Source organism: Ruminococcus sp. (assembly GCF_024684275.1).
Genome location: NZ_JAIKXF010000008.1, coordinates 1 through 2,324 on the forward strand (window position 1 = coordinate 1; position 2,324 = coordinate 2,324).

Here is a 2,324-nt window from a genome sequence, read left to right on the forward strand (position 1 = left end):
ATCTACAACTGTATCAAGGAGCGCGAGGACTGCGAGGTAGTTGCAGGTATAGATATGTATACCGCGCAGTATGCGGATTTCCCAATCGTTGAAACTCCTGCACAGCTTCCCGTAAAGCCTGATGTTATCATAGATTTCTCAAATCCTGCGGGACTTGACGGACTTATCGAATACTGTATGTCAACGGGTACTCCCATAGTTATCGGTTCTACAGGCTACAATGAGGCTCAGACAGCCAAGATAAAGTCGGCGGCAAACCATGTCCCGATATTCTTTACCTTCAATATGTCCCTCGGTATCAATCTCCTTGTTCAGCTTGCAAAGAAGGCTGCTTCAATACTCGGCGACCAGTTCGATATCGAGATAGTGGAAAAGCATCACAATCAGAAGGTGGACGCTCCCAGCGGTACTGCCATAATGCTTGCTGACGCTATAAACGAGACTCTTGACAATTCAAAGCATTTCGTTTACGACCGCCATTCACGCCGTCAGAAGCGCGAAAAGACCGAGATAGGTATGCACTCTATCCGCGGCGGCACCATCGTAGGCGAGCATGATGTTATATTTGCAGGACACGATGAAGTGCTTACACTTTCACATTCGGCTGCTTCCAAGAGCGTTTTCGCCGAGGGAGCTATAAATGCGGCGCTTTTCCTTAAGGACCAGCCCGCAGGACTTTATGATATGGCAAAACTGGTATAAGACACAATTCCCCTGATATAGCTTCTATGTCAGGGGATATCTTTTAGGAGAGATGATAATGCTTACACATATAGGAACACAGACGATAGAGACGGAAAGGCTCATACTCAGACGATTTGAATATACCGACTGCGATGCGGTATTCAAAAACTGGGCAAGCGACGAAGAGGTGCAGATGATGTACTCCGAGCCTACATACCGTACAAAGGAAGAGGTAAACGGCCTCCTTGACAAGTACATCTGCAATTATGAACGTGAGGACTATTACCGCTGGGCTGTCATAGAAAAGGAAGCAGGGGAGTGCATAGGTCAGATAGCATATTTTCTCGTTGACAGCAAGAACCACTTTGCGGAGATAGAGTACTGCATCGGTGCGGAATTCCAGTGCAGGGGCTATGCTACGGAAGCTGCAAAGGCTGTGATAGCCTTCGGATTTGATAAAATGAACCTGCATAAGGTCCAGATCTGCACAAAGACCATAAATGCAAAGTCAAAAAGAGTCATCGAGAAGTGCGGACTGACCTACGAGGGCACTCTCAGGGACTATTTCTTTATGAACGGTCAGTATGTGGGCAGGCTTTACTTCTCGGTGCTGAGAGATGAATACGAAAGCAGGAGATAAATTATGGCAGATAAAGAAACACTTGAAAAGGTACGCGAAATATTTAAAAATGACCGCTTTGCCACGGAAATGGGCGCGGTCATAGACGAGCTCGGCGATCATTACGCAAAGGTCAGCCTTGTTATAAACGAACATCATAAAAACGCAGTGGGCGGAGTAATGGGAGGAGTTTACTTCACTCTTGCTGATTTCGCCTTTGCTGTTGCTTCAAACTGGCAGCAGAGCGGCGTTGTGGGACTGAACTGTGACGCTTCCTTCATAGGAGTTCCGAAAACGGAGCGTATTATCGCGGAAGCAAGGCTCGTAAAGGACGGCAGGACGATATGCTGCTACAATGTTGAGATCAGGGACGAAAAAGACAATCCTATAGCTGCGGTGCAGTGTGTAGGTTTCAGAAAGGCATAGAAAAGCCGCTGCTCATTGCAGCGGCTTTTCCCCCAATTCAGATCCTTTCCGATTTTCGCGCATTTTTCTTTAATTTTTTTACTTCATACATCTTATCGTCGGCAAGCTTTACTATATTGTAAAGCGTGTCGTCTTCCTTGGCCACTGTGACAACGCTTCCTATACTTGCGGATATGGTATAGGGCTTCTGAAGAAGCTTGTTGATGTTGTCGAGAGCCATATTTATCTTCCGCGCCAGCGTCGCGGCGTCGCTTTCGGTAGCGTTGGGACTGAAATATACGAATTCGTCACCGCCGAAGCGGGCGCATATGCAGTCCTTTTCGCAGCAGTTGTGTATTATGCTCGCTATGCGCTGTATTGCAAAATCTCCCTCATTGTGTCCGTAGTTGTCGTTGATGAACTTAAGACCGTCCATATCTATGAAGCTTATCATTATCTGACTGCCCTTTGCAACGCACTCCTTGAACATATCATCGGCGATATTGATAAAGCCGTTGCGGTTATAGATATTGCAGAGCTGGTCGATGACGTACAGGCGGTTGAGCTCGTCCATAGCCTTGTTGAGGTGTGTGAGCTTGCGGATATTTTCCAGCGA

The 2,324-nt window shown here is 47.0% G+C and carries 4 protein-coding genes; 3 read left to right on the top strand and 1 reads right to left on the bottom strand.

Annotated elements, in window-relative coordinates; genetic code table 11:
- The 3 genes from dapB to K5677_RS00695 are packed head-to-tail and all read left to right on the top strand — an operon-like array spanning position 1 to position 1,729.
- Entirely contained in the window at positions 1 to 702 is a 702-nt protein-coding gene (dapB, locus tag K5677_RS00685; protein ID WP_296723525.1) for a 4-hydroxy-tetrahydrodipicolinate reductase, read from the top strand.
- Positions 703 to 760: 58 nt separating this feature from the next.
- Positions 761 to 1,324, top strand: a complete 564-nt coding sequence (locus K5677_RS00690; protein ID WP_296723526.1) for a GNAT family N-acetyltransferase — start codon at positions 761 to 763, stop codon at positions 1,322 to 1,324.
- Positions 1,325 to 1,327: 3 nt separating this feature from the next.
- Positions 1,328 to 1,729 carry a PaaI family thioesterase gene (locus K5677_RS00695; RefSeq protein ID WP_296723527.1) on the top strand — a complete coding sequence of 134 codons (402 nt, stop codon included), beginning with the start codon at positions 1,328 to 1,330 and terminating at the stop codon, positions 1,727 to 1,729.
- A gap of 37 nt (positions 1,730 to 1,766) precedes the next feature.
- Here the strand turns inward: K5677_RS00695 and K5677_RS00700 are convergent.
- The coding region (locus K5677_RS00700) for a GGDEF domain-containing protein (RefSeq protein WP_296723528.1) at positions 1,767 to 2,324 on the bottom strand (558 nt) is incomplete at its 5' end.